Here is a 6,108-nt window from a genome sequence, read left to right as displayed (position 1 = left end):
TTGATTTGATGATGAGACAGTCAGACTGATCTACTGAAAACCTTAGTCGGGCATAGGCTCATAATGAAGCCGCAAGGATGATAAGGACAGTAGAAGCAGATATCCATCAGGGCCAGAGGAATCCCTCAATAACAGGCCGGATATATGGGTGCAATGAACTCTTCTCAAAATCGCTATCGAATGTCTTGCAAACCGGATGGGTCCATATATGTCCATTTAGTATCCTTTGGAAATCCCCCGGCGTCCCTAGCGAAGTTACATGCATTGATTAGTGGCTTCGTGCTTATTCGAAAATCGCTAACGCTTCCGATGGGGCGTCCCTTCCCCCCGAAAGCTACGCAGACGTCCTGTCTGCGTCACGCGATTTTCTTCAACGCCCTTCAGCAACTTCGCAGGGGAAGGTGAACTCCTGATGCTGACGTGTTCGCTGTCAATCCCAAAAGAGTTATGCATGTCCCATCTTTTTTCAACGCTCTTCAGCAACTTCGCAGGGGAAGATGAACTTCTGTTGCTTAGGTGTTGGCTGTTATCCCATGAGAGTTATGCATGTCCGATCTTTTTGTTAATCCCAAAAGATTTCTGCCTGTCTCATCTTTCGCCCTTGAAGCCAAACCCTGTGTACATTATGTTGTTTTACGATGGGTGGTCTGATTTATTATGGAGGTTAGCTTGAAGAAGGTTCATGGTAATATTTTTGAGCTTGTTGAAAACAATAAAGCAGATGTACTTGTGCATGGTTGTAACTGCTTGTGTAACATGGGGGCTGGTATAGCTCTAATGATTAAGAGCAAGTACCCTGAAGCATATAACGTTGATTTACAAACAGAGAGAGGAGCCTCGACTAAACTAGGAACTTATACAAAGGTAATCATTAATCGACGTGGCAAATCGTTTGCCATCGTAAATGCTTACACGCAATATGACTGGAAAGGGAATGGTGTATTAGCTGACTACGATGCAATAAGGCAAGTTTTTCGGGCTATAAAAAAAGAATTTTCTGGACTTAGGATTGTTTACCCTCTAATTGGAGCTGGCTTAGCCAAAGGGAACTGGCAAATAATCGAATCAATAATCGATGAAGAGCTAAAAGGTGAGATGCACTATTGTGTAAAACTTATTGTCTCGTCCTAAGATAGGTTGACAGTTTTTAGGCCAGCTCCAGTAGCTGGCCTTTTCTATTGTGCACCTGATTAGGGGTTGCCATATTCAAACTCAGATGCGGTCTCATATCGTTGTATATTGCTATCGATTCTCTAACAAGTATCTTCAGCTCCGCAAATGTCCTACATCGGTGCAGTAAAAACTCCTGCTTCAGTATGCCATTCACTCTTTCTGCTAATGCATTTTGGTAGCAATCATAACCATCCGTCATTGACGGCTGGATTTGGCTCGCCTGAAGCGCATTCTGATAAACTGCTGAGCAGTATTGTAAGCCTCTGTCTGAGTGATGCACTGCGTTGCCGATATAGCGTTTATCTTTTATGGCCATTTTTAACGCTTTCACCACACTCTCGGCTTTCATGTCTTTACTCACGTGATGACCGACTATCTTACGAGAACTGGCATCGGTGACCAGTGACAGGTAGTGCACTCCTTGGTCTGACTCAAGATAGGTGATATCGCTGACCAGTACATGCCCTGCATCATGTAGCCCTTCCTCTTTCAGCAAATTAGGATGCTTCTTCATCCAGTGTTTGCTGAACGTGGTTTTTGTGTAGCTTTTCTTCGGTTTAACCAGTAAACCTTCACTTCTCAAATAGGTAAAGAACCCATCTCGCCCGAGTTTAATATCGTGCTCAACCAGCTTGGATTTTATCAACGTGTAGAGCTTACGGGCCCCTAACCTTGGCATATATTTACGCCAGTACTGGACCCAGTCTTTGATGACCGATAGCTCAGCTCTACGACTTTCCATTCGAGCAACTGCCTGATAAATACCTTGCCTCGACATACCCGCAGCACGACATGCGGCTGCGAGGTTTATTTCTCCGTTGCCTTTTGCTTGCCAGACGTACCGGATAAGTACTTTTTTCTGAGGCCAGCTCCATATTCATTGTCCATGATATCAACCATGCCATTGAGGATTTTGTTACGCAGTTTCTCTTCTGCTAACTCACGTTCAAGGCGCTTGATCGTTTCGGCAGGGGTTTCTTTTGACTTAGGCATAAAGGGATGCTGAAAAGATTTCGACCAATCGAGTCTACCATGTTTTCTAAGCCAAACGAGTACAGTTGAACGGCCTTGAATACCAAAATGGGCTTGGGCTTGTTTGTACGTCATTTCGCCTTTTTCAACACGCTCTACAACGCCTAATTTAAAGGCTAAGGTGTAATCTCGTTGTGTGCGCTTACGGCTTGAGTTAATTGATGTTGTCATAAAGAAGTCCTCTTTATGTCAACGTATTTCAGGACGGGACATATTTCATAAAAAAAGCCAGTCTAGGACTGGCTTTTTTATTTCTATAAACTTACTTTTTCAATTTGAATGCAGGCACTTCAAATAAAGGTAACACTGTACTGTCAAAACCTGCTCTAGTGGTAAGTGAGTACACTTGTTCTCGAAGATATGGATACATAATCAACGGAGCATTTTTACTAGCAAAAGCTTCAATATGCTCCATCGGAAACTTCTCTTCATCAACTTCAAAAACACCTAGGAGCTCTACTCGCAAATCGAACTCAGTAGTAGGTTCTTCTTCTCTATCTTCTCGGCCAACAACAGCTGCAACTTTAACGATAAAGGATTTTGCCTCTTCGTTGTACTTAGAATGAGTATGATAAAAACCAAACTCACTACTTTCAACATCACAATCCGAATCTTGAGCAGACGTGCAACCAAGGTTAGCTGAGATAAATAACTCTAGTACTTTTACGTCTCTTAATTGAATCGGGTGATATTTGTATGTTGCTTTTTCTTCTGACATATATTAGGCCGCTAACATGAAGTTGTAACATTCATCGTTTGCTGCTTCTGACATGAGGTTTGCAACACTACGATCCGCATCTAAATTCTTTACAATATTAATAAAATCAAACTTGCGTAAAGCTGCCATACCTGAACTTACTAACTTATAGTTTATTGATTCTGCATATGCGTTAAACATTGCCTCGTACGGGTCGAACGTTACTATGCTATGGATAGGACCGTAAGCATGACCCAATAGTGACGCTTTAAGCTCTTCAACTGACATTCTTTCGATGTCGTTGAGTAGTTCCTCTAATATTTTATAATCATTCATTGCACTTTCCCTTTACTAATTGAAGGGTAATATCTCAGCTTTTTTTACTGATATTAATGTATTTTCTTAACATCAGTAATTTTGATGATGTTTTCATTTCGCACAAGGATACAGTGTGGTTGCGAAGCAATATCCTTGTGAAAAGTGCTCTTAAACTTGTTCGGAGCATGAACTCTTACTAGCACTGCATCAAAAGAGTTCTTTGCTTTCTCTTCCCAATCGTTGAAGAATTTATCATGAATACCAGATAACAGTATTTTTTCCTCTTCATGGGGAAGCTTAGCCTCTCCTAACTTATCCATTATAGCCTTAGCATAGACCATGAAGTGTTGACGTTTTGCTTCAAAATCGAAAACATCATCTTCTTTTGTATCCAAATCAGCTAAAACTACTGCACACTTTTTGTCTTTATGCTTGCTGTAAGAGCCTTTATTCGACTCAAAGTTATACCAAGCTATTGCCAACTGCTCTGCTTCTTGAAGCAGCTCCGCAAACTGATACAACCAAAAATAGATACCTGAACCTCTTAAGCCCGGTCCTTTTTTGAACCCTGTAGCAAGTATAGAATCTGCTGCTGAGCACGTTGTACCATGCGTTCCTTTGTAGTAACTATTCACGCTTATCTCTTGGTATAATTTTCTAAACTGGAAGAACGCCCTAAGGTATTGGCTTAGACAACTCACTTAGCGGCCTACTTCGACAGAAGCGATTAAAGAACACTGTAGAAATTTTAAGCCGCATTTATACACTTTTAATGTATCAGAGTAAAACTAAAAATTGTCATTTTTGTTTCCAATACGTAGCCCTTTGAATTTCTGCAAAATTTCGAGTTTTAATATGGCATTAAATTCATACTAATACCATCAATTCCTATCAATATACGTCTATATGCTCACATTAATTTGCATTTATCTGTGCAAAAAATAGCTTTTATATTGATTGTCAGTACCCGAGTCAGTCGGCAAATTAACGAGCCACCCATTGTTAAATTTGCAAAGTGTATGCTTGTAAAAAGGCATACAGATTACTAGATGGGTTGGCGGGATTAAGCATTGGCATGTAAGTGACCGTCCGTGACATGGTCGCTCATTCACATCCATGTGATCGTGACATTCGTAAATCCTTTTACATCAGATGCCGTCGTCGAGCCCTCATGGATGCTGCTTTTTTAAGATATAGGCGGTGTGTCACTGGAATGACAGTGCTTAATTATCGGCGTTGTATTGGTTAAGTTTGTGAATGACTTAAACAAAAAGGCGCTTGAGCGCCTTTTAAACTTATAGAGTGAAGTGATAACACTCCATCAATCAAAAATCTGATTACACAATCAGATCATACTCATCTTTGAGGATCTTAATAATATCTGCCTTAGGATTTGCTGGCAGCGGGATTGCCGCGCCAGTCACCTTCTCGGCAACGCCGGTGTAAGTGCGTGACACTTGCATCATGGCCTCAAGTGGGAGGTCATTGTCGCGGGCGAGGGCTTCACGCTCTGGCATTCTGTCTTTGTTGAGCAGCACATCAGGATCGGGGAAATGATTCAGCAAGAACTGGCGGAAACCTTCTTTAGAGTTTTCCAAAATCTTGCCATCGCGGTAGGCGCCGCCGTCCCATATACGTGATGAATCTGGGGTGCCGACTTCATCCATGTAAATCAGTTTTGAATTGCCGTCTTTGTCGGTGACATAGCCGAACTCAAACTTAGTGTCGACAAACACTTGGTCAATGTCGGCCAGTGCTTTTGAAATCACTTTAAAGCCATCTTTTAACAGCTTCTCGTACAGGTCGATATCTTCTAACTTTTCAAAGCCAAAGGCTTGGTAGTTGGCTTGGATATCGCTGCGGCTGATGTTCACGTCATCTTGGGCTGGCACGCCTGGAATGCCGGTTAAAATACCCTTAGTCGATGGGGTGATTAACAGCTCAGGGAGCTTTTGATCTTTCTCTAAGCCTTCTGGCAGTGTGATGCCACAGAATACTCGCTCGCCTTTTGAGTAAGCGCGCCACATTGAGCCTGTGATGTACTGGCGACAAATAGCTTCGACTTTAATAGGGCGAGCTTTTTGGACTATCCATACGAATGGGTGCGGGATATCCAAAATATGGCTGTCGGCTAGGCCGTTTTCGGCGAACAGTTTAAACCAATGGTTAGATATCGCGTTTAATGCCGCGCCTTTACCGGGAATGCCTTTGAGGCCGCCTTCACCGTGGAAGATACAGTCGAAGGCCGAGATACGGTCGCTGATCACCATGATGGCGAGCGGGGTATCTTCAGGGACGTTATAACCTTTAGTGGTAATTAAACGGCGACTGTCGGCGTCGGTTAGCCAGTAAACGCTGCGAACCTTGCCGCTGTGGACTGGGCTGTCGGTGCGGATAGGCAAATCGTTATTGATGGCAAGTACGGAATCAGCAAGACTCATGACGAGTATTCCTTAGGATAGAGAGTGTAGGGATAAGGTTTTTATAAGTGTCGGTTTGCAGAAGGACTATGGCGTTAGCAACAGCCAGATTTATTGCAACCGCTTTATTATTCGCGCGTGGCTTAAGGCGTAAAGCGTTCAGCCAGTTTGCGGGATTTGATGTTAAATCTTGAACAGCAAAAGTGGTATTTTCGGGCGGTGTTTGAATTGTGTCAGCAGGAGATAATGCAAGGGATGGAACAAACGCAGGGCAAGGTTGGCACCACAGTGAAAGTGGTCTGTTAAAGCGGGCTGGGCCCGTGCCATTTTGCTCGAAAATGCTAACCATTAATCCGAGAGAACCTTGTGCTAGACTGCCGCGAAAAAGTGGCGACATTTTACCTTTATTGACGAAATTTGCCACGGCTATTTGCATTGTTCTTTGCTGATGTGCGAGCTTATGACGTA

At 42.9% G+C, this 6,108-nt stretch carries 7 protein-coding genes; 1 reads left to right on the top strand and 6 read right to left on the bottom strand.

What is annotated here, in order from left to right:
* Positions 1–669: 669 nt before the first annotated feature.
* Positions 670–1,131 carry a macro domain-containing protein gene (locus NE536_RS18515; protein WP_261273606.1) on the top strand — a complete coding sequence of 154 codons (462 nt, stop codon included), beginning with the start codon at positions 670–672 and terminating at the stop codon, positions 1,129–1,131.
* Positions 1,132–1,147: 16 nt separating this feature from the next.
* Here NE536_RS18515 and NE536_RS18510 read toward each other — a convergent pair.
* The 6 genes from NE536_RS18510 to NE536_RS22935 form a co-directional block, all read right to left on the bottom strand.
* Positions 1,148–2,376 (bottom strand): IS3-like element ISShes2 family transposase gene (locus NE536_RS18510; protein WP_261273605.1). Its coding sequence is split into 2 segments (ribosomal slippage): positions 1,148–2,025 and positions 2,025–2,376, totalling 1,230 coding nucleotides; the frame shifts between segments, so codons are not numbered across the junction.
* Positions 2,377–2,467: 91 nt separating this feature from the next.
* Positions 2,468–2,923: a protein-export chaperone SecB gene (locus NE536_RS18505; RefSeq protein WP_261273604.1), complete on the bottom strand. Its 456-nt coding sequence runs from the start codon at positions 2,921–2,923 to the stop codon at positions 2,468–2,470.
* A 3-nt stretch (positions 2,924–2,926) separates the two neighbouring features.
* On the bottom strand, positions 2,927–3,238 hold the full coding sequence (locus NE536_RS18500; RefSeq protein ID WP_261273603.1) for a hypothetical protein: 312 nt from the start codon (positions 3,236–3,238) through the stop codon (positions 2,927–2,929).
* Between the two features lie 53 nt (positions 3,239–3,291).
* The gene (locus NE536_RS18495; protein WP_261273602.1) at positions 3,292–3,855 is read right to left on the bottom strand and encodes a hypothetical protein; all 564 of its coding nucleotides are present in this window, start codon (positions 3,853–3,855) and stop codon (positions 3,292–3,294) included.
* Positions 3,856–4,557: 702 nt separating this feature from the next.
* Positions 4,558–5,661, bottom strand: a complete 1,104-nt coding sequence (locus NE536_RS18490) for a phosphoribosylaminoimidazolesuccinocarboxamide synthase (RefSeq protein ID WP_261273601.1) — start codon at positions 5,659–5,661, stop codon at positions 4,558–4,560.
* The gene (locus NE536_RS22935; protein WP_342455091.1) at positions 5,648–6,076 is read right to left on the bottom strand and encodes a hypothetical protein; all 429 of its coding nucleotides are present in this window, start codon (positions 6,074–6,076) and stop codon (positions 5,648–5,650) included. The genes NE536_RS18490 and NE536_RS22935 overlap by 14 nt, the downstream gene beginning before the upstream one ends.
* Positions 6,077–6,108: the final 32 nt, after the last annotated feature.

Source organism: Shewanella septentrionalis, assembly GCF_025370265.1.
GTDB classification, from domain to species: Bacteria; Pseudomonadota; Gammaproteobacteria; order Enterobacterales; family Shewanellaceae; genus Shewanella; species Shewanella hafniensis.
The sequence above is the reverse complement of the archived record's forward strand: the minus strand, read 5'-3'. Positions and strand labels throughout refer to the sequence as shown.

What these genes read in the sequence shown, in the direction of transcription:
- NE536_RS18505 (WP_261273604.1), bottom strand. Translation starts at nt 2,923, where the DNA reads ATGTCAGAAGAAAAAGCAACATACAAATATCACCCGATTCAATTAAGA.
- NE536_RS18500 (WP_261273603.1), bottom strand. Translation starts at nt 3,238, where the DNA reads ATGAATGATTATAAAATATTAGAGGAACTACTCAACGACATCGAAAGA.
- NE536_RS18490 (WP_261273601.1), bottom strand. Translation starts at nt 5,661, where the DNA reads ATGAGTCTTGCTGATTCCGTACTTGCCATCAATAACGATTTGCCTATC.
- NE536_RS22935 (WP_342455091.1), bottom strand. Translation starts at nt 6,076, where the DNA reads ATGCAAATAGCCGTGGCAAATTTCGTCAATAAAGGTAAAATGTCGCCA.